Source organism: Methanosarcina barkeri MS, from assembly GCF_000970025.1.
In the GTDB taxonomy this organism is placed as follows: domain Archaea; phylum Halobacteriota; class Methanosarcinia; order Methanosarcinales; family Methanosarcinaceae; genus Methanosarcina; species Methanosarcina barkeri.
Genome location: NZ_CP009528.1, coordinates 2308838 through 2327615, shown reverse-complemented (window position 1 = coordinate 2327615; position 18778 = coordinate 2308838). Strand labels below are relative to the sequence as shown.

The 18778-nt window shown below is 38.5% G+C and carries 15 protein-coding genes and 4 pseudogenes; 9 read left to right on the top strand and 10 right to left on the bottom strand.

Going from position 1 to position 18778, the window contains the following annotated elements; all coding sequences use genetic code 11:
• Window positions 1-20: 20 nt before the first annotated feature.
• The gene (locus MSBRM_RS09485) at window positions 21-632 is read right to left on the bottom strand and encodes a superoxide dismutase (RefSeq protein ID WP_048117481.1); all 612 of its coding nucleotides are present in this window, start codon (window positions 630-632) and stop codon (window positions 21-23) included.
• 535 nt (window positions 633-1167) lie between these two features.
• Here MSBRM_RS09485 and MSBRM_RS09480 point away from each other — a divergent pair.
• The 3 genes from MSBRM_RS09480 (at window position 1168) to MSBRM_RS09470 (ending at window position 5781) form a co-directional block, all read left to right on the top strand.
• Window positions 1168-2220 carry a metal-dependent hydrolase gene (locus MSBRM_RS09480; protein ID WP_048155495.1) on the top strand — a complete coding sequence of 351 codons (1053 nt, stop codon included), beginning with the start codon at window positions 1168-1170 and terminating at the stop codon, window positions 2218-2220.
• A gap of 152 nt (window positions 2221-2372) precedes the next feature.
• Window positions 2373-4091: a pentapeptide repeat-containing protein gene (locus MSBRM_RS18855; protein ID WP_052712800.1), complete on the top strand. Its 1719-nt coding sequence runs from the start codon at window positions 2373-2375 to the stop codon at window positions 4089-4091.
• Between the two features lie 400 nt (window positions 4092-4491).
• Window positions 4492-5781: an ATP-binding protein gene (locus tag MSBRM_RS09470; RefSeq protein WP_048155492.1), complete on the top strand. Its 1290-nt coding sequence runs from the start codon at window positions 4492-4494 to the stop codon at window positions 5779-5781.
• Between the two features lie 987 nt (window positions 5782-6768).
• Here MSBRM_RS09470 and MSBRM_RS09465 read toward each other — a convergent pair.
• Window positions 6769-6948, bottom strand: coding sequence for a hypothetical protein (locus MSBRM_RS09465; RefSeq protein ID WP_048117488.1), 180 nt, complete (start codon window positions 6946-6948; stop codon window positions 6769-6771).
• 379 nt (window positions 6949-7327) lie between these two features.
• On the opposite strand from MSBRM_RS09465, the gene MSBRM_RS09460 reads away from it, so the two are divergent.
• The 3 genes from MSBRM_RS09460 to MSBRM_RS09450 all read left to right on the top strand — a co-directional run bounded on the left by MSBRM_RS09460 (window position 7328) and on the right by MSBRM_RS09450 (window position 9510).
• Entirely contained in the window at window positions 7328-7954 is a 627-nt protein-coding gene (locus tag MSBRM_RS09460; protein WP_329957120.1) for a hypothetical protein, read from the top strand.
• 26 nt (window positions 7955-7980) lie between these two features.
• Window positions 7981-9126: a PQQ-dependent sugar dehydrogenase gene (locus MSBRM_RS09455; protein ID WP_048122849.1), complete on the top strand. Its 1146-nt coding sequence runs from the start codon at window positions 7981-7983 to the stop codon at window positions 9124-9126.
• A 99-nt stretch (window positions 9127-9225) separates the two neighbouring features.
• Window positions 9226-9510, top strand: coding sequence for a ferritin family protein (locus MSBRM_RS09450; RefSeq protein WP_048117490.1), 285 nt, complete (start codon window positions 9226-9228; stop codon window positions 9508-9510).
• A 151-nt stretch (window positions 9511-9661) separates the two neighbouring features.
• On the opposite strand, the pseudogene MSBRM_RS19465 reads toward MSBRM_RS09450, so the two are convergent.
• Both MSBRM_RS19465 and MSBRM_RS09440 read right to left on the bottom strand, forming a co-directional pair.
• Window positions 9662-10410, bottom strand: a pseudogene (locus MSBRM_RS19465) (hypothetical protein).
• Window positions 10411-10777: 367 nt separating this feature from the next.
• Window positions 10778-11050 (bottom strand): DUF1294 domain-containing protein, encoded by a 273-nt coding sequence (locus MSBRM_RS09440; RefSeq protein ID WP_048117493.1) that lies wholly within the window; start codon window positions 11048-11050, stop codon window positions 10778-10780.
• Between the two features lie 238 nt (window positions 11051-11288).
• Here MSBRM_RS09440 and MSBRM_RS09435 point away from each other — a divergent pair, with 238 nt between their 5' ends.
• Window positions 11289-12356, top strand: a complete 1068-nt coding sequence (locus MSBRM_RS09435; RefSeq protein WP_048117496.1) for a lysylphosphatidylglycerol synthase transmembrane domain-containing protein — start codon at window positions 11289-11291, stop codon at window positions 12354-12356.
• Between the two features lie 1204 nt (window positions 12357-13560).
• Here the strand turns inward: MSBRM_RS09435 and MSBRM_RS21290 are convergent.
• From MSBRM_RS21290 to MSBRM_RS09425, 3 genes and pseudogenes are all read right to left on the bottom strand, one after another.
• Window positions 13561-13805, bottom strand: a pseudogene (locus MSBRM_RS21290) (IS1 family transposase); the annotation flags it as partial.
• 179 nt (window positions 13806-13984) lie between these two features.
• Window positions 13985-14530 carry a ferredoxin domain-containing protein gene (locus tag MSBRM_RS09430; protein WP_048117499.1) on the bottom strand — a complete coding sequence of 182 codons (546 nt, stop codon included), beginning with the start codon at window positions 14528-14530 and terminating at the stop codon, window positions 13985-13987.
• A gap of 71 nt (window positions 14531-14601) precedes the next feature.
• The gene (locus MSBRM_RS09425) at window positions 14602-15795 is read right to left on the bottom strand and encodes an MBL fold metallo-hydrolase (protein ID WP_230629158.1); all 1194 of its coding nucleotides are present in this window, start codon (window positions 15793-15795) and stop codon (window positions 14602-14604) included.
• 375 nt (window positions 15796-16170) lie between these two features.
• Between MSBRM_RS09425 and MSBRM_RS09420 the strand changes: the two are divergent.
• Window positions 16171-16569: pseudogene (locus tag MSBRM_RS09420) on the top strand (IS256 family transposase); the annotation flags it as partial.
• A gap of 1 nt (window position 16570) precedes the next feature.
• Here MSBRM_RS09420 and MSBRM_RS20325 read toward each other — a convergent pair.
• Window positions 16571-16924, bottom strand: a pseudogene (locus tag MSBRM_RS20325) (transposase); the annotation flags it as partial.
• Between the two features lie 93 nt (window positions 16925-17017).
• On the opposite strand from MSBRM_RS20325, the gene MSBRM_RS09415 reads away from it, so the two are divergent.
• Window positions 17018-17458, top strand: coding sequence for a universal stress protein (locus MSBRM_RS09415; protein WP_176722108.1), 441 nt, complete (start codon window positions 17018-17020; stop codon window positions 17456-17458).
• Window positions 17459-17730: 272 nt separating this feature from the next.
• Here MSBRM_RS09415 and pspAA read toward each other — a convergent pair whose 3' ends face one another.
• Window positions 17731-18009, bottom strand: coding sequence for a PspA-associated protein PspAA (gene pspAA, locus MSBRM_RS09410; RefSeq protein ID WP_048117508.1), 279 nt, complete (start codon window positions 18007-18009; stop codon window positions 17731-17733).
• A gap of 2 nt (window positions 18010-18011) precedes the next feature.
• Window positions 18012-18764 carry a PspA/IM30 family protein gene (locus tag MSBRM_RS09405; protein WP_048155486.1) on the bottom strand — a complete coding sequence of 251 codons (753 nt, stop codon included), beginning with the start codon at window positions 18762-18764 and terminating at the stop codon, window positions 18012-18014.
• Window positions 18765-18778: the final 14 nt, after the last annotated feature.

Sequence of the window (18778 nt, the reverse complement as noted above, 5' to 3'; positions counted from 1 at the left end):
TTTAAAAAGCAACTTTCTGGTTACTTCTGGATTTTCGTGAAATATTTATCGATTTCTTCCCAGTTGAGGATATTCCAGAATCCTTCTATGAACTTACCTCTATTGTTCTTGTAATCAATATAGTAAGCGTGCTCCCACACATCGAGCGCCATGAGGATAGGGTAATCCGGAGCTACATTTACATTGTGCTTTTCGATCTGCATGATCATAAGTCTATTTGTATCATTACAGAAGGTTAAGGCTGCCCATCCGGAACCTTCAACGCTTGATGCAACCTGGGTAAACTCCTTTTTAAACCTGTCAAAACTTCCGAAGTTATCTTTGATCACCTCGGCCAGTTCACCCACGGCCTCTTTGCTCGCATTGCTCTCAGGGGTCATCTCCCACCAGAAGTAATTGTGAAGGATATGCCCACCCAGGTTGAAAGAAAGGGCTTTTGCAGTTGACTTATAATCAAAGTCAGTCCCTTCTTTCCTTGCTTTGTCCATCATTTCTATAGCTGCATTTGCATTAGTAACATAAGCCTGGTGGTGCTTGTCATGATGTAACTTGAGTTGCTCTTCGGACATATAAGGTGCTAGGTCGCCATATCCATATTTCAAATCCGGTAATTTGTATAATCCTTTAGTCATGTTGTTTTACCCTCTTATTGATCGCCGGTTTTGCAAAATTTGTTATGGAATCCGAATTAAATGTAGATCTATACTTATCAGTAAAAAGATCACACTACAAAAGATCACCTACAAATGATCTCACTACAAAAGATCACCTACAAATGACCTCACTACAAATGATCCCACTACAAATTCTGCCCCGCGAAACGCTTTACCCCTTAGTTATGTTACAGGAATCTGTTCAAATTGCTCTATCGTAAACAATTTTATCCCTGAACATTTCTCGCTGCAGATCAATCTGCTTTGAGTCTCTTCGAACACATATCAAATTGCATCTGGCAATTCAAAGTGCAAAATATAATTATCATCAAACTATTTAAATGTAAAAGATACAAACTGTAGATATTTTTGAAGAAATGTATTCAGGATCTCCAAGAAAGCTTTGATGTGTTAAATATAAGATTACAGGTAACAATAAAAATAAAAGTGCAGTAGAGGCAGGAGTGAAGTTAAAAACTAAATAAAGATAAAAATTGGTTGAGGAAGAAAGTAAATGGTAAATTCACTCTCCCACCTGGGAATCGGCTTTCTGATTGCCCTGGCTCTCGGCTTCAAAGGAAAAAAGCGAAATGCTCTCGGTTTTCTGGCAATTCTTCCTGACCTGGATTTTATCCCATACTTCCTGTTTGCTCTCATCAGCGGCAGCGTAAGCCACGAAGCGCGAAACCAGCTTTTCTATCTTCTCGGCCACAGGGAGTTCCTGCACTCAATCCTTTTCATCCTGCTTGTCACGCTTTTCATCTGGATTAAAACAAAAGACCGCCTGTTTACAGCCGCCGGCTTTGCAGCCATATTTTCCCATGTCTACCTTGATTACGCTACAAGCTGGAAAATGCGTCCCTTTTATCCGTTTAGCACTGAAACATCTACTCTCGGAGCCATTTATTTTTTCGATCCGCTGGCAAATATTCTTCCCTTGCTGCCCATTTTCTTTTTACTTGTGGCTTACATGAAAAGCCGCGGAAAGTGGAAGGGAAAATTCAATAATTTCTGTGCCCTTGTCACGAAAAACCGGAGCAAACTCTATCCCGCGCTTTTAATTGTGCTTGTGGTCTGGATTGCGGTCCTGCCGGTGGCAAAACTATTTCTTGTGAATTATATTTCCGGCTCGGAAGGCGCAAAAATCAGCTATCAGGATACATATCCTTCGTCTGTAGGGAAGTTCATTTCCGCGTATTCGTATAACTCCACCCATTACAGGATTATGGAAGTGAGCTACTGGTCCGGGATCGAAAAAAGCGATTATATCGAAAAAATCAACGTGACCGGCGCCGTTCCCGACGCCTCCGCATACGTTGAAAGAGCCGGAAAACTCTACAGCACAGCCGTTCCTCAGGAAATCGATTATCCTGTTTACAGCATTTCGGAAGAAAATGGTTCGGTAAATGTTACGCTGAGCGATGCGAGATATCAGTATGTTAAATACTGGGCCTATTTCAAAACGGTTTACAGGTTCGTTTTCGATAAGGAGAGCGGGAAGTATGTGGCTTATGCGAGAGAGCAGGAGGGAAGGGGGGAGAAGTTGGAGGAGAATTATTTTGGATAAGAGTATAGACAGTTTGCTAAAAGAGATAGGAAATTTTAATTTTTCATTATAGTCTTTTAGTCTTTGAAATTAATGCAATATTTTCAAATCTAGATTTTTTAGATTGATTTAAATAGCTTTTGCATTTTTTTGAAAGTATAGGAGACAGTTTAATGGGTAGATGCAAGTATAAGTTCAAAGGTACTTATGACAACTTTAAATGTCCTCTTGAATCTGAAGAAGGTAGTGAATATTGTTACTGGCATCAGAAAATCGAAGGAAAGAAACCATCCCAGGATCAGCTAAATTTTCTAAAAGATAACAAAATTTTGGGTGTTTTCCTTCAAAAAGTCAATTTAAACTACGCTGATTTACGAGGCATTAATTTAATTTTAGCTAATTTAAAGGGCTCATCTTTTTATAAAGCAAATTTAAGAAAAGCTAACTTAGATTCCGCAAATTTTCAAGGTTCAGATTTAAAAGAAGCGAATTTAGAAGATGCACATCTACCAAGAGCTGATTTGCAGGGAGCAAAATTTTTCAGAACCAATTTAAAAGGAGCATGCTTGATATTCGCAAGATTAGAAAATTATAGTCTCACTACAGTAAATTTTCAGAATGCTGACTTAGGATATGCTAATCTAACAAATTCAGACTTGAGTGGTGCGAATCTTAGCAGAGTAAATTTGAAATATGCTACTCTCGAAAATGCAAATTTAAGAGGATGTAAATTAATTGAAGCGAACCTACTTTATTCTGATCTTTCAAAATCTGATTTAGCTTATTCAGATCTGAGTGGAGCAGATCTTAGTTATGCTGATATAAGACAGGCATCTTTAGTAGGCACTATTTTTGATTCTAAATCCATTTTAGAAGATACTAAGCTCATAGGTTCAAATATATCTAGCTCATATGTTGATGAAACAAAGACGTTTAGAAATGCCATTTTCTTTAAGTCTACTAAGATTAGTGAAAAAGAGATTAACGAATTCGTTGCAGATACTCTCTCTACTGAAAAACTATTTCTATTTATATTAAATAAACAAATTATTTTTGACGTCAAAAAAATTGAGGACTTTGAGAGTGATTCCGTTTTTGTATTAAATGCTTTAAATAAAGCAGAAATTATAAGGTATATCGGTTATGGTAAATCACTTAATATTTTCAAAGTTATTTTCTACAAAGATTTAATTGATGCATATCAAAAAGGGGAAATTTCTTATAAAATTAAGGAAAAATTCGATGATTTAGTATTTTATAAAAAGCCTAATGAAAATATTTCTCTTTGGAACAAAATACCAGTACTAAAAAACTACATGATAGCTATTGTAAACGCAGATTTCTTATTTGACGATAGGAAAGAATTTCTTTTTGAATTTGCAGATTTCTTATCTTCATATAGGAAAGAACTTCTTTATGAATCGTCCTTCGAAATATATACAAAATTATATAACTTTTATTCATCCAATGGTGACAGTCTTCAAGCAAAACATTCTCATTATAGGGCAAATGAGTCTTATCGAAAACTTTTACTTACAAAGGGCGGCTTTAAGAATAATATTAGAGCAAGAGTTTTTGACGGATTTATCCTAAAAGTTTTAGCAGGGCATGGAGACCAAATTTGGAATCCTATTTTTTCTTCTATGATTGGTATTATTCTATTTGGTTTTTGTTTCTGGAAGATAAATGGTATAATTGTTCAAGGGAGAGAAGTCAAACTGATTGACTATCTCTACTTTAGTCTCACTACCTTTACAGGATACAGTTTTCCAAATATACAGCCTGATATATCAATAACGTTAATGCAACCGTTAGTAATGGGAGAAACTGTTTTTGGTCTGATGATGGTATCTCTGATTATTTTTGTCATTACATATCAAATTTCAAGGTAATTTTCAATCTTTTTCGGTCTTCGCCGCCTGCTTCGCAGTCGTATGGTACCCCATTTTAAGATTCATCGAAATTCTTCTAACCAGCCCTGAGTTCAGAAATTCTTCAAAATTGGGCTTACGGGCGTGGTTCACTCAAAAAATCGATTCAAAAAACCCGCCTCCAAAAATAAGTCCACCGCCCGTCTCCCCTCCAAACAAAAAGCCCGCCGCCGGAAATTTTCATAAACGTTTTCACTCCTGTGGAATCTCGTTGATTTTGTTAGAGATTACAGACCCAAGGAAGGTGATTAAACTTAGATATCTCTTTTTAAACTTTACATTACAATTTCACATTCTTTTATAAACACTAGTAAAATGCCAAAGAAAACTATATAAACCAGCTTTCAGATATCTAACTTAGATGGAGAAAAGCCAGCTTCGACAGGTAATAATCGATCAGCAAGAATCTTTCAGGAAAGTGGAGGAGCTTGTTTACCGCGATATAGATCTTGAGAGATACCTCCGGGGAAATGAAATCGTTATCATCTCGGGGATCAGGAGGTGTGGGAAGAGTTCGCTTTTGAAATTGATAGCCGGGCAGCTGGAAGGAGTTAAGTTTTATGTGGACTTTGATGATATCCGGCTTTCGGATTTTGAAGTTAAGAATTTTCAGGATTTGCAGGACCTCATAATTGAGTTTTATAGGGAGGAGCTGGACAAAAGCGGAACAGGGCAGGTGTATTATTTTTTTGATGAAATACAGAATGTGCCACTCTGGGAGAGGTGGCTGAACAACCTCTACAAAGAAGGCAAAAAAGTGTTTGCTACAGGCTCGAATTCCCAGCTTCTCAGTTCAGAAATTTCTACATTTTTGACCGGAAGAAACAAAGTGCTCAAACTCTTTCCTTTCTCCTTCAGGGAGTTACTGCGTCTGAAGGGTATCGAAATCACAGGAGAAAAAATAGAATCTGGCATGCTTACAAGCTCCAGAAAAGCTGAGATATTTAGCTATTTTCTGGAATACTTCGAAAAAGGAGGCTTTCCGCTTGTCCTGATAAGTGGGGACCTTGAGCTATCCAGAGGGTATTTCGAAGATATCCTGAACAAAGACGTTCTGGTCCGCTACAATATAAAAGAGGTAAGAGCTCTTAAGGACCTGGTTCTGTTCCTGCTTTCCAATGTGGGCAGAGCGTATTCCTATCCCACATTGAGAAAAATAACCGGAATAAAGAGTTTAAGTACGATCAAAAACTACCTTGATTACTTCCAGAATGTGTTTTTACTCTACCAGCTCCCCAGGTTTGACTACTCACTGAAAAAGCAGAAGGTATCGTCTTCAAAAATCTACACGATTGACAACAGTTTCCTGAAAACAGTAGCTTTCAATTTTTCCGAAAACAAAGGGCAGAGGCTTGAAAACCTGGTCTTTGTTGAACTTCTTAGAAGAGAAAAAGAACTGTATTATCATTCCGAAAAAAAGGAATGTGATTTTGTGCTGAGGGAAGGGATGCGGATCAAGGAAGCAATTCAGGTTTCAGTGGACCTGAACAGTCCAGAAACAAGAAAGAGAGAAATTGAAGGATTAATAGAGGCAATGACGACTTATAAACTGGACAGTGGGCTTATCCTGACGTTTGAAGAGGACGACATACTTGATGCAGGAGGAAAAAAAATTATTTTGAAACCGGTATGGAAATGGCTTCTCGAATGAATAATTTCACAATCAAGTACACTCATTCATAATCATTCCACTCCAAGAATCATTTTCCACACAAAAACATACCTGATCCTTCTTCTTCCTTTATACTTTTCATTATAATGAAAGGTTTAGATCTAAACTGATCATTATGATGAAAGCTATTTAAGTGAATTACAGTAGTTAAAATGAAAAAATCAAAAAGGGGACTATTATTACAAAGTTTGATAGATTCATTTTATCCACCCAACTAAGAAATGCTTATTATCGCTATTAACCTGCAGAATTCTCATAAGTGAACTCAAAAACCCACCCAAAAAATAAGTCCACCGCCCCGCCCCCTCCTAACAAAAACCCGCCGCCAGAAACAAAAACCAAAGAAATCTTCAATTACCGTAATTATCCAGCTACCACAATTTCTGAGTTATTTTTCATATAAACTTAACATCTTATTATTTTATAATTCGTATAATATAAAACTCAAAAATTCAATATCATAAAAGGATTTGAGGATAATCCTCTACCTGAAATACCTAAAGACGACTTGGTTAAAAGAGGAATACAAGCACAGAAAACGAGATCGTAATAATAGAAAAAACGTGGGCTGGCCGATGCGAATTCCTGCTTCCTAATAAAGAGGATTCGAAATCGGCTGAGACAGTTCACAGGATTTTTTTGTTTGGTCTTGATACTTTGGGTTGGCCCACGATGGTGATATGTTTACTCAAACATATAACTCTTTCTATTTTAATTGGTTTTTCTACTGTCAAATCTTGTTAAGCAACCAATAAAGAGTCCTTATATACCTGTTTTTAGTTTATGTTTTCTATTGTTCCCATATTCCTTAAATTCGTAATGAAATTCAAGTTTTATGAAAACGCCTAATGTAATCGGTTTTTTATATTTTTAATCTATTTTTTGTATGCAGTATCGTTTTTCATGCTTTAAAAATGCCGCTGATACTTTTCTTTAAAATCATCACCCCCGTTTCAAAACGCCCATTTAGCTTGCTATAATATCCAGAATCTTGTTTTCCATGGATTTTCTCTCGTCTCCATGGATATTCCTCGTTTCCATGGATGTTTTCTCATCCGTGGATTTTCTGAACTGTAAAACTTCACTTTTAAGCTCTTGAATTACCTTGTTTTCTAAATTTGATATTTGACTAGCGGGTCTAGACATGTTGATTCTCAATATGGGGACGTCTATGTAAAAATTCGTGAAAACGGATGCTATACCTGCAATTTTTAGGCCCTGGTATTCGGTACGATTTTCGCTGTATTTAAAAACGCTACATATCTTAGGAATTATTCAAAGATTCGTTGTTTATCCATTAGTCTGCCCGATTTGACATCTTCCCTGGCTTCTTCTATCAGTTGAGTAGGGTTTTTATTTGTAAAATTACAATATTCATTTTAACGCAAAAAGATCATTTCCTGTTGTACGATTCCGATTGTATTTTCCTATCCACAACTACCACTTTCGGATGTGGTTTTCTATGGATAAAAATGCCTTTGAATTTCCCACCTGTTCATTATGTCGTCACATATGATAAACTTGTATAATTTGTACGTCTTTTCATCTTTATTCTCTAATTCCAAATGGGGGGAGCTTAATTAAAAAAGATCAGGAGAATTTAGAGCAGATTATTTCAGAAGAGGTTGAATCTTCGAAGAATGAGGCAATTAATCAGAGGGATGTCTATCCTGAAAAAACTGAACAAAATATTATCGGACAGCTTTTTCCGGAAATCACATCAAAAGCACTTGTCGGTGACGTCGTAAATTTTCCAGGTGCTTTGGAGGGAAAGGTAACACTCGTCTGTATTGCTTTTGTGCGTAGTGCCCAGAATATGATTGATTCCTGGGTTCAGCCTTTTGAAAGGAAATTCGGAAAAGACAGCAGGTTTGCAATCTATGAAATTCCGATGATAAACAAAGCCTGGAAGATCGTCTCCTGGGTAATCGACTCAGGTATGAGAAGTGGGATTCCAGTAGAAAAACATGGCAATGTAGTTACTTATTATGGAGATTACTCCGGCTATCAGAAAATTCTTGGAATGGAAGATACGAACCTTGCCTATGTCTTTTTGCTGGATCAGAAAGGAATTATCCGCTGGAAAGGACAAGGGTATTCTAGACCTGAGACTGAAAGAGAACTTTTTGAGACTGCAGAAATTCTCATATGATAAAATCTCAAAAAATGGTGGGGGAAATGAAAGGAACAAGAATAATACTTGGTTTTTTTGCAGTCATTGCACTTATTTTTGTAGCTTACGCGGCTCTCAGAACCATACCACTTAATGACTGCGGAGAAAACGGGATAGGACTTGACTGCATCGAGCTTCCTCCCGGTTTTTCCATTGGATATTATGCTGAGAATATTGAGGGTGCAAGGTCAATGGCGCTTAGCCCTAATGGCACTATCTTTGTCGGAAGCCGGGATACAGGAAAAGTTTATGCAGTTCTTGACCGGAACAATGACAGTAAAGCCGACGAGGTTCTTGTGCTTGCTGAGGGCCTGGACATGCCAAACGGGGTGGCGTTCAGGAACGGTTCGCTATATGTCGCTGAGGTTTCCAGGGTGATCCGCTATGATGAGATCGAAGCAAGGCTTGAAAATCCGCCTGAACCTGTTGTGGTGAACGATAATTTTCCGTCCGACCGCGCTCACGGCTGGAAATACATTAAATTCGGGCCTGATGGAAAGCTGTATGTGCCTGTAGGAATGCCTTGCAATGTTTGTAATAAGGAGGGAGAGGACGAACGGTATGGAACAATTATGAGAATGGAGCCCGACGGAAGCCAGCTTGAGATTTTTGCAAAGGGTGTCAGGAATAGTGTAGGATTTGATTGGAATCCCAGGACCGAAGAATTATGGTTTACTGACAACGGAAGGGACTGGCTTGGAGATGACGCGCCTCCGGATGAACTTAACAGGGCACCTGTAAAGGGAATGCATTTCGGTTTTCCTTATTGCCATGGGGGAGATATTCCGGATCCTGAATTTGGGAAACTCAGGAACTGCTCGGAATTCACACCTCCCGAAATGAAACTGGGGCCGCATGTTGCTGCTCTTGGAATGACCTTTTACACAGACACAATGTTTCCTGAAGAGTACAGAAACCAGATTTTTATTGCAGAACATGGATCCTGGAACAGAAAAATCCCAATCGGATATCGGGTTTCCCTTGTCAGGCTGGAGAACGGAAAGCCTGTAAGTTATGAACCTTTTGCCAATGGCTGGCTTCAAGGACTTGCAGCCTGGGGAAGACCTGTTGATGTCCTTGTAATGCCTGACGGAGCCCTGCTTGTTTCGGATGACAAGAATAATGCAATTTACAGGATCAGCTACGGCTGATTCAATTCCCTGATTTGGTAAGTGTAATCTGGTAAGTGCAATATAGTAAACGTATTTATTTTTATATCCACATACATGTAAACAAGGGGGAATAACAAGTTGTTATCCAAAATACCTATAGATCTTAAAAGCATATCTGAAGAAGATATTGATAAAGAAATACTAAGAGCTGCAATTATTGCCGAACTTGATGCTGTAAACCTTTATGAGCAGATGGCAAACTTAACAAAAGATGCGAATATAAAAGCCGTGCTTATGGATGTGGCAAAAGAGGAAAAAACACACATTGGAGAGTTCCAGGCCCTTTTACTTAAGTTTGACTCTCAACAGAAAAAGGAACTCGATGCCGGAGCTGAAGAGGTGGAAGAGATATCGCCCAAATAAGTGCATCTCCAAAGTCCAAATAAATGTATCTCCAAATCAATTCATCTGGCTCTCTCAAGCCTTGAATTTCCCTGAAAACTTTCAGGGAAACCAAATTCAAACTAATTTTATATTCAGGTTCTTTTGGGGTTCTTCTAGAACTGCACCTTAATTACAGGTTATTGGCAATGAATTCTTCAGTCATACGATATGCTTCATCATCGGGATATTGTTCAGGTGGATGTTTCATAAATACGCCTAGAGTGAATAAAGAACCCCTTCCTTTCTTCTGTCAAGAGCTAGCTTACAGAATCTGATTGCATCGATCCACGTCTGCCGAGTTAGGGAATCCTTAACCGAAAGCCTGAGTTCCAGGTTCATGGGCACATCTTTCATGGGTACATCTCCGAAGAGTTTTCCTTCCATTTCCAGGAAGCAGACATTATCTTTCTGCCAGGGAGTGTAATCGCGGACATACGTAGATATTTCTGCTATCAAGTCTTGCTTCAATTACTGATTGGACAGCTTTGGTTTTCGATTTATTCCTGGAGTCAAGCCTGTTCCTGTTGAGCATGTTAAGAATCGGTATTTTCTTCAGTGTTAAGTTAATAAGTACTTTCCAGTTTTACTCCCCGTTTCCTGAAAAGGTCTGCATTTACCTTTGTCCCTGTCTGAGGAATATTCGGACAGAAAAAGCATTGTGCAGTTTGGAAACGAAAATATAGCTTCTAATATATCTTTTTCCTATCTTTCTCCGGTCGATATTAAAAGCTGCTACCACCTCAATCTCATACGGCAAGTAGCCCCCGAGTTCCCAATGCATAAGGCCGAAAGAATCCATGCCCTTTTTTGTCGGTAGTATTCAATTCCCTGTATAAGTGAACTTGCACAGTTTCCGACTCCCGCAATGGCAATTTTTATCCTGTCTTCTGCCTTTACCTGTCATTTTGCAGTTTTCAAAACAGTTTTCAGAGCGTGATTTGATAAAGGATAAGGAATAAAAACTGTGATGCCTTATATTCTATAAAAGAATACTATCAAAAAGTTTTATAAAAAAATAGAAATAATGTTAGTTTGTACACTCATTTTAAGGTTTACTTTCTTTCTAAGGCTTACTTTCTCTCTAAAGCTTACTTCTCTCTAAAGCTTACTTCTCTCTAAAGCTTACTTCTCTCTAAAGCTTACTTTCTCTCTAAGCTTATCTCTCCTTCACAGATATATTTTCTATCTCTTGTACTCGTTTAACCGTTTTTGTTATTTGTTGAGCCTAAAGCTGAGTTCCTTCGTCTTAGAGATTGATCCAGAGCACTAACAGGATATGAATTCCTAAAAACGTAGGCACCAGGAATCTGAAGATCGGTTTCTGGGTCTTGTGCCTGAATTGCTGCATTCCGAGGAGTGCACCGATTGGTCCGAAGAAAGAAGCAAGCAACAGGCTCTGTTCTGAAATTCTCCATTTATTCTTTCTTGCCTTGAATTTATCAATTCCATACAGGGCATATGAAGCTGCATTAATAAGAGCATAAATAATAGGAAAAAGAAGATATACAGTCTCTGTCATGGGAAAGAATTCTCCCTAATAATAATTAAAGGCTGTGAAATGTTACTCGATAATACTTATTTGAGAAAGATAAATATAATTACAGTATTAAATAAATTGTAAATAAGTGACTGCCAAAAAGTATAGCCATATAAAGACTGCCAAAAAGTATAGCCATATAAAATGTGTTCTATAGTACTGTGTCCGATCGTGCTTGGAATAAATTTTAAATGTGAATGTCTTGGATAGAGGATTTTAAATGATTATAGGCCGGAACGAAGGTAAATCAGGGAAAAAAAGTGAGAACAATATCCACAGAAGTCTGCTATCTCCCACACCTATGGTATTAAAAATAGGCCGCTACGTTCCAACACTTATCCTTATAGGGCTGGCTGTTAACCTTATTCTTCCACAGCTTGCTTCGGTTGAAGCATCCGCGCATGTTATCGAGACAATGATTCCATGGGCTGTGCTACTGGCTGCTCTTGGCCAGGGTGTCAGTTACCTGGGAGCGGGTTATCTTATAAATTCCATCGCAGTAAGAGTAAAACATACTATCCCAATATTAAAAGGAGCTATAATAACGCTCGCCGCTTCAAGTATAGGCATGCTGGCAGGAGGTCCTTTCGGAAATGCTGCAGCGACTTACCAATGGGTACGGAAATATGGTATTAGTGCCGAAGGCGCAGGACTTGCAAGTACCCTGCCCACCATTTTCAACAATATGATCTTGACAGTACTGGCTATATCCGGAATTCTTCATCTTCTGTTTACCCACAACCTTTCTTCGGTGCAGTTTTTTGCTTTTATTCTAGTCCTCACCTTACTTGGTCTGGGCTTTGCAGCAGTAAACTGGGGATTAAAAAACAGGACAGCTTTCACACTTATTGTTGTCAGGATAGCGGCTTACTTTGCCCGGCTCTTGCATAAATCCTACAAGCCTGCTCCAACCAAGGCTTCAGTAAACCGGATTTTTGCAGCTCTTGATACTTTAAGCAACGGAGGTTGGCAACGCCCGCTTCTTGGGGCTGTGATTTTTACGAGTTTCGATATGTTGACCCTTTATTTCTTCTTCATAGCCGCAGGGTTTCCTGTAGGGTTTGAGATACTAATCGTTGGATATGGGCTCCCTATTCTCTTAGGAAAAATAGCTTTTCTCCTGCCAGGCGGAATTGGTGTTGTAGAGAGCTCGATGGCTGCTCTCTATACAGGCCTGGGAGTGCCTGGCTCAATTGCTGTTGTTGTTGTACTCAGCTACAGGGTATTTTCTTTCTGGATTCCAACAATAATAGGGTTTCCAATAGCATTTTATCTGCAGAGAACATGAGGTTCATGAAAATTTCTGCTCTTAGGTTAGAATTATAAATTAGAAGTTAAACAGACTCTGTTCCAAAATCTAGTGATTTTTTAATTTCGTGATTGAAAATCTAAATTCTTAAAAAGAACTCAGTCTCCAATAAAAAGTAATATTCGATATGTGAAGCCTTCAATCTATAAGCATAATCACAAGGATTGTAATCAGTTCCAAAATCTAGTGATTTTAGTTATATATTCATCACTAAATTATGAAACTGAGTCGTTAAACATTAAATTTTAAAATATTCAGCTTTCAGCAACTTTTTTAAAAATTTTTAGTGTAAGTACTTCATAATTTTGTTAATTAACCTCTTTCTATAACTGCAAGGTTCACACTAAAACCCCTCGGCTGTGTTCATAATGGGGAAGTTGGAGCAACAGTCAGCTATAGGGATTCTAAATGGAAAAAGCGCATTCTGGAGATGCGTTCCAAAGAAATCCACTTTATATGCCCTTTCCTAAAAGAAAAGCTAATTACAAAGTATGAGTTTCTGAAACTGTCAAAAGCAAGTCATCCTGATGGTATATGGATAATTGATTTCAAAAATGCTTTTACAGTTAGTATGAGTAATTAATAAAAAGTGTATAAAGTGATAGAATTGATGACAAATTAGATCTTTTGTGAATTACCAGATTTACATACAGTATGACTATTGAAAAATTTTCAATATACACAAACCTTATTTTCATGAAATTCGTTAAGGTAACTATACAAAGTCTTCCATGCCTTGTTTTAATTCCAATTTCTTATCAATATTTACCAAGAAGCTTTTTGATTAAACAGATTACTAAATGTATCGAAACTGCGTTTTAATTGCAATTGCTATTAGCATTGCGGTTTTAAATCAGTAGTTCCGATCAGACTGGCTTCCGAATGATAAAAACCAATTGATCTTATTTTTTATCTACTGATTTTCAAAGTAGACTATATTATTGATCAGATTTTAAAATTCTTAAGCTATAACTTTCACTTACATTTTTCAAAAAATAATATTACACTGAATAATTTTATAGCATTCGCTATTAAGTTCTCAAATTTTAATTTGAAATAAGTTATTTATAGTTAATCGAGCGCGTAGCACTCGATTTCTTTCTTCATTGACCCATCTCAAATAATCCATTAACACACTAACAGGAATAAAATTCAGCGACCTTAGTCCATCTCTTACAACCTTGTTCAAACTCAGAGCTAAATCAATAGTTTGCTCATCTTTATGCAGGTCATGATAAAAGGTACCTGTATGATCATTGAATACTTTGCCACACTTGTGGTGGCGGTAAACATATCTTCTTGTTTTTTTTCACGATTTATGTAAGTTTCATTTCCAGTAATATTGCCTTGGTTAGTAAGACCATAAAGCTTGCAGTTTTTGTTCTGACAAGCAACGTCAAAAAATTGTGGTTTTAGGTCTCGTTTTCCGGCTCTTCGTTATTCCCTGTGGATAAGATGATTTTCAACTCGAAAATTCATTGGTTTTTATGAGGACATTACGAAAATATCCACACAAAACAACGAAGAGCCCTTTTTCCAAGATATAAAAATATGATATTAATAATAATACCAATAATACAAATTGACCATTTATTTTCTTACATGTCTTATTTTCTATCAAAAAAGATATTTTTCCCGGTTACGCTCAGAGGAATTCCAAAAACCACATCTACATCAAGCAAGCCTGAAACTCTAGCTGCCGCACCAATTGAGTACATCACTCTGTTGTCAATGCAGAAATCCTTGGCTTTTGCAACGGCTGCACCTATAGCTATTCCCAGGTCTACATATTTGAGCATGCAATTCGGGCCCCTGAAATCTCCCTCTACTTTTTTCCGGTTCAGCATCTCAGTGCAGGTTTCAAAACCGCAGGCTCCACAGTTCAGACCTGCAGCCCCGCTGGTTTCAACACCGATTAGGACAACAGTCCCTGCATTTCGAAGATTTGCAGCATCCCTTTTTAGAAAAGCAAAGCCTGCGCCTTTTTCATCCGCCAGTTTTTCCATTGTCGAGGCAAGCACTTCGATATCAGGTTTTTCGACAAGGGCAGTCACTATATCGTCTACACCTTTGGCTTTCGGGGCAGTCCGTGCAGCCAGAAGTATACTCTTTGAGAGTGTTTTAAGCACTTCGGATTCAGGATTGAGAATCATGTAAACTAATTAGAGTCGTCCGGGTTTAAGCATTTCGCAGGCTAAAAAGACTGCTATTTTTCTTTTCTTGCTTAGATAGAAAATAATTCTCCATTTGCAGGTGCATAAGCTTCCACACCGGTTTCTTCTAAAATCCACTCTGCAAAAGCTTCGGTTTTATCTCCATGCATTACAAAAACCCTTTGAGTGCCTTTTCTGCAGAAATCCTTCACAAGCTTCTTGAGCTCACTGTCTCCACTGTGTGCAGAAAAGTCATACTGTTCTACCCTGGGCTTGAGATTGAGGATATCTCCCCTGGTCTCAACAAATCTGTGCTCAAGCGCAAGCCTGCCGTTTGTGCCTTCAACCTGGTAGCCTGTGAGCAAGACTTTGGAATTGGGGTCTTTGTAAAGTCGGCTCAGGTAGTAAAGTACAGGCCCTCCGTTCAGCATTCCGGCTGTAGTAACAATAACAGAAGGCTCTTTGAGTACTGAATCTCGATGCTGGTCTTTTACGGGAATAGCACGTCCGAAAGCCCGGTTAAGAAGTTCGGGATTTTTAAGGTATTCCGGATATTTTTTAAGGATCTTGTAAACGTCCCTGCCCATGCCGTCCACATAAGCCTGAATTCCATGAGCATCAAGCAGCATAAGTATCTCCTGAGTTCTGCCTATGGCAAAGGCAGGGATAAGGGCAGTGCCGCCCCTATCTAGAGTACTAAGGATTGATTCGATAAACCTCTCTTCAGTCTCTTTTCGCGGGATATGTTCTTCCCCAAAATATGTGCTCTCAAGAATAAGAGTATCAGCTTCAGGAAACTCAGCCGCACCGGGTACAAGCCTTGTTTCTTTAAGGCTGAAATCTCCGGTATAAAACAGGCTTTCTCCAGACTCCGACTCAAGGAAGATTCCAGATGCTCCAGGGATATGACCTGCGTTGTAAAAGCAGATACTGTACCCATGACTTTTGAAAGGCTTGTTATAATCGATTTTTTGTGTTCGATTGGCAAGTTTTTGGAGGTCATCGGGATCAAAAGGAGATACTCCTGATAGCGTTCTTTCTGCAAGCTTCAGGGTATCTTTTCCCAGCAGAAAAGTAAGATCTGCAGTCGGCGGTGTCATGAAAACCTCAGGATTCTGGTACATCAGGTTTGGAACAGCCCCGCAGTGATCAAGATGCCCATGTGAGACGAGCACAACCTTCGGTTCCATACCGTTGAGAGGATACTCCGGGATATCCCCGGTCTTTATGCCATAATCAAGCAGAACCTCCTTATTTATCAGCAAACCCGAACGTCCTACTTCCCTGCACCCGCCTTTAAAGGTAAGCTCCAGAATAAAACCTCTTTAAAATCTATTAAAATTTTACTATAATATCTGATATAATATTTGCTATAATATTGTTAAATACTTATTTGAACATAAGGACAACCAATCTACAATATTTTGCCCTATATTTTGTTTTTCAAAGTCTTTAAACTGATTTTTACTCGTTTCAGGTCTGTAAATAGGTGTGTAAAATTAGTTGATCTCTAACTATTGCCTATTACTATTGCCTATTTTGGGCATAATACATTTTAATAATAACGCGGCAGTTAAAGAGTTGATAAATTCTACAGAGTTCAATGGAATTTAACAAATTGTACTGATTATATCTGTTTTTTCTGGCAAGGTCTATTCGAAGACCTTAAAGAGAGAGGATTAAGAGGCGTCAAGTTAGTTGTTTCTGATGGTCATAAAGGAATACAAAAAGCAGTTAGAGAATCCTTTATTGGATCAGGTTGGCAGATGTGTCACGTTCATCTGATAAGACAAGCTCCAAAAAAGGTTCCAAAAAAGAAGCACAAAGAAGTATCAGAGAAAATAAAAGAAGCGTTGGTAGATCGTCAGAAGTTACAGGACTTGATAAGGGAACTGGATAATATGAGATATAAAAGTACAGCTGATACTCTTGAACATTTTCAGTATGATGTAATGAACTATATGCAGTTTCCACAGAGTCATTGGAAAAGAATAAGGACACCAAATATAATGGAGAGAACTAACAAGGAAATAAAAAGAATATGGACTTTTCAACCTCGTAATACTTTTCAAATACTTGAGTTTCAAAAGGAAATTCACGGAACTGAAGCTTTAATGGAACTGAAGCTTTAAAAATTCAAGTTCTCCATATTTGGTAAGGAGAGTTCGGTGTTTGTAGTCGTTTCTACTGGCTTTCCGCTAATCAGTACGCTCATAACGTTATGCACGAGATTGGAGGAAGGCTTCCTTCTCCATGACAAAATTTAAAATCAGGTAATTAACTGGCGAATTTTGTCTTCCTGATCGACAAGATAATCTTTTATGAATGAGAATAGATTAACCATTGACTCTACATCCTATTTTTTTGTGGTGAAGAAAAAAGATATAGAGTCAATCATATTTTACAGAACTTTCGTCACACTGCCTATGAATTTTAAAGCAAGAATAGAAAATATGTCTTTATAGTATCAAAAAGGGGGTGGATAGTATGGAAGGAAGTCATTTCAAAAGAATTTTGATTGCAACTGACGGCTCGGAGAATGCAGAAAGAGCAGCTTCTTATGGAATTAATCTCGCAAAGGCTGCAGATGCTGAAGTAGACGCTCTTTATGTAATTTCGACTCAGCATGCAGTAACTACGCGGACGGTTAAGAGCTGGAGCGAAGGACTGGAAGAATATCTTACGAATAAGGGGAGAGCTGCAATTAACTATGTCGAAAAACTGGGAAAAGAAGCCGGGCTTGAAGTTAAGCCTACTTTCCTGAAAGGCATTCCTGCTGATAAGATCCTTGAATATGCCCAGGAAAACAATATTGACCTTATAATAATGGGTACACAGGGTCTGACAGGCATCAAAAAATTCCTGATTGGTAGTGTTGCAGAAAAGGTCTTAAGGCATTCAACGGTTCCAGTAATGGTTATTCGGTGAACGCAGGCCTTAGAGGCCTGCTATCTCTTATTTTCGGTGCCGGAAAGTTATTTTTTTAGATTTCTTCTTAGATTTGTTTTAGAACTTGTTCTTAGATTTGTTCATAGATTTGTTTTAGAACTTGTTCTTAGATTTGTTCATAGATTTGTTTTAAAACTTGTTCATAGATTTGTTCATAGATTTGTTTTAAAACTTGTTCATAGATTTGTTCATAGATTTGTTTTAAAACTTGTTCATAGATTTGTTTTAGGACTTGTTCTTAGGTTACAGCCTCAATCCTCAAAAATTCCTGCACCTTTAAACACGTCTTTTGCTTCTTCAAGGCTCAGGTCCTCAGGGGGTACGATAATGTCGGATTTCAGAAGCTCTTCCGCTTCAATAGGCTCCCCTTTTTCCTTTATTTTGGAGATCAATCTGGCAAGTTCGCTTCGGAACTCCTCGACTTTTCCTTCCTCAACAAGAACCACGATCCGATTATCAATCTGGTTCAGTTCGTCACAGAGAGCTTCAGGTGCCCTGTACTGGCCTTCACCCATAATCCTGATTATCAACTTCAGACCCCCTTTCGTTCTTCCGTACCTTCTTCCACGGTTTTCGCTTTTTCAGGCCCTTTTCCGGATTCGGCCTTAAGCCTGGCAAGTTCGGATTCTACGTTACTCTGGGCACTGATTTTTGAAAGTTCCCTATCAATTTCGTCCCTGCTGCCTGTAAGATCTTCGAGTGTACCAGCTTCCATAAGCTCGTCAATTGCCTCAGCCCGCGCTTTCATTTCTTCGGTTTTATTTTCTGCCCTTTCGAGTGCAAGGCCTACATCTGCCATTTCTTCACCGATGCCGGTAACAGATTCGTTTATTTTTACCTGGGCCTCAGCAGCTGAGTACTGGGCTTTAATCGACTCTTTCCGGGTCCTGAAAATCTCCACTTTCGTTGAAAGGCGCTTTTCCGAAGCTATCAATTTTTCTTGCTGCTTCTCAAGATCTGCAATTTCCCTGTCGATTCCTTCGATCTGTTGCGCAAGGGCTGCTTTTCTCTCAAGTGCCAGCCTTGCAAGATCCTCCCTACCAGCGGCAACTGCATCTCTTGCCTGCCCTTCAAGCTTGTCTATATTTTGAACCAGTTTTACACGCTGGAGCTCAAGGCGCTTTTTTGAGCTTGTAACTTCCGCAACTCCTCTCTTCACGTTCTGGAGAAGTTCGAGCTGCCTCTCATAGGAATAGTCCAGCGTTTCCCGTGGGTCTTCCACCTTGTTAAGAACTGTATTCATCTTCGATTTTAATACTGTCTCCATCCTTTTGAATAATCCCATGTATTTTCCCCTTT

Excerpts from the sequence above, each read along its gene's own strand:
- MSBRM_RS09485 (WP_048117481.1), bottom strand. The coding sequence starts at position 632 with ATGACTAAAGGATTATACAAATTACCGGATTTGAAATATGGATATGGC.
- MSBRM_RS09480 (WP_048155495.1), top strand. The coding sequence starts at position 1,168 with ATGGTAAATTCACTCTCCCACCTGGGAATCGGCTTTCTGATTGCCCTG.
- MSBRM_RS18855 (WP_052712800.1), top strand. The coding sequence starts at position 2,373 with ATGGGTAGATGCAAGTATAAGTTCAAAGGTACTTATGACAACTTTAAA.
- MSBRM_RS09470 (WP_048155492.1), top strand. The coding sequence starts at position 4,492 with ATGGAGAAAAGCCAGCTTCGACAGGTAATAATCGATCAGCAAGAATCT.
- MSBRM_RS09465 (WP_048117488.1), bottom strand. The coding sequence starts at position 6,948 with ATGTCTAGACCCGCTAGTCAAATATCAAATTTAGAAAACAAGGTAATT.
- MSBRM_RS09455 (WP_048122849.1), top strand. The coding sequence starts at position 7,981 with ATGAAAGGAACAAGAATAATACTTGGTTTTTTTGCAGTCATTGCACTT.
- MSBRM_RS09440 (WP_048117493.1), bottom strand. The coding sequence starts at position 11,050 with ATGACAGAGACTGTATATCTTCTTTTTCCTATTATTTATGCTCTTATT.
- MSBRM_RS09435 (WP_048117496.1), top strand. The coding sequence starts at position 11,289 with ATGATTATAGGCCGGAACGAAGGTAAATCAGGGAAAAAAAGTGAGAAC.
- MSBRM_RS09430 (WP_048117499.1), bottom strand. The coding sequence starts at position 14,530 with ATGATTCTCAATCCTGAATCCGAAGTGCTTAAAACACTCTCAAAGAGT.
- MSBRM_RS09415 (WP_176722108.1), top strand. The coding sequence starts at position 17,018 with ATGGAAGGAAGTCATTTCAAAAGAATTTTGATTGCAACTGACGGCTCG.
- MSBRM_RS09405 (WP_048155486.1), bottom strand. The coding sequence starts at position 18,764 with ATGGGATTATTCAAAAGGATGGAGACAGTATTAAAATCGAAGATGAAT.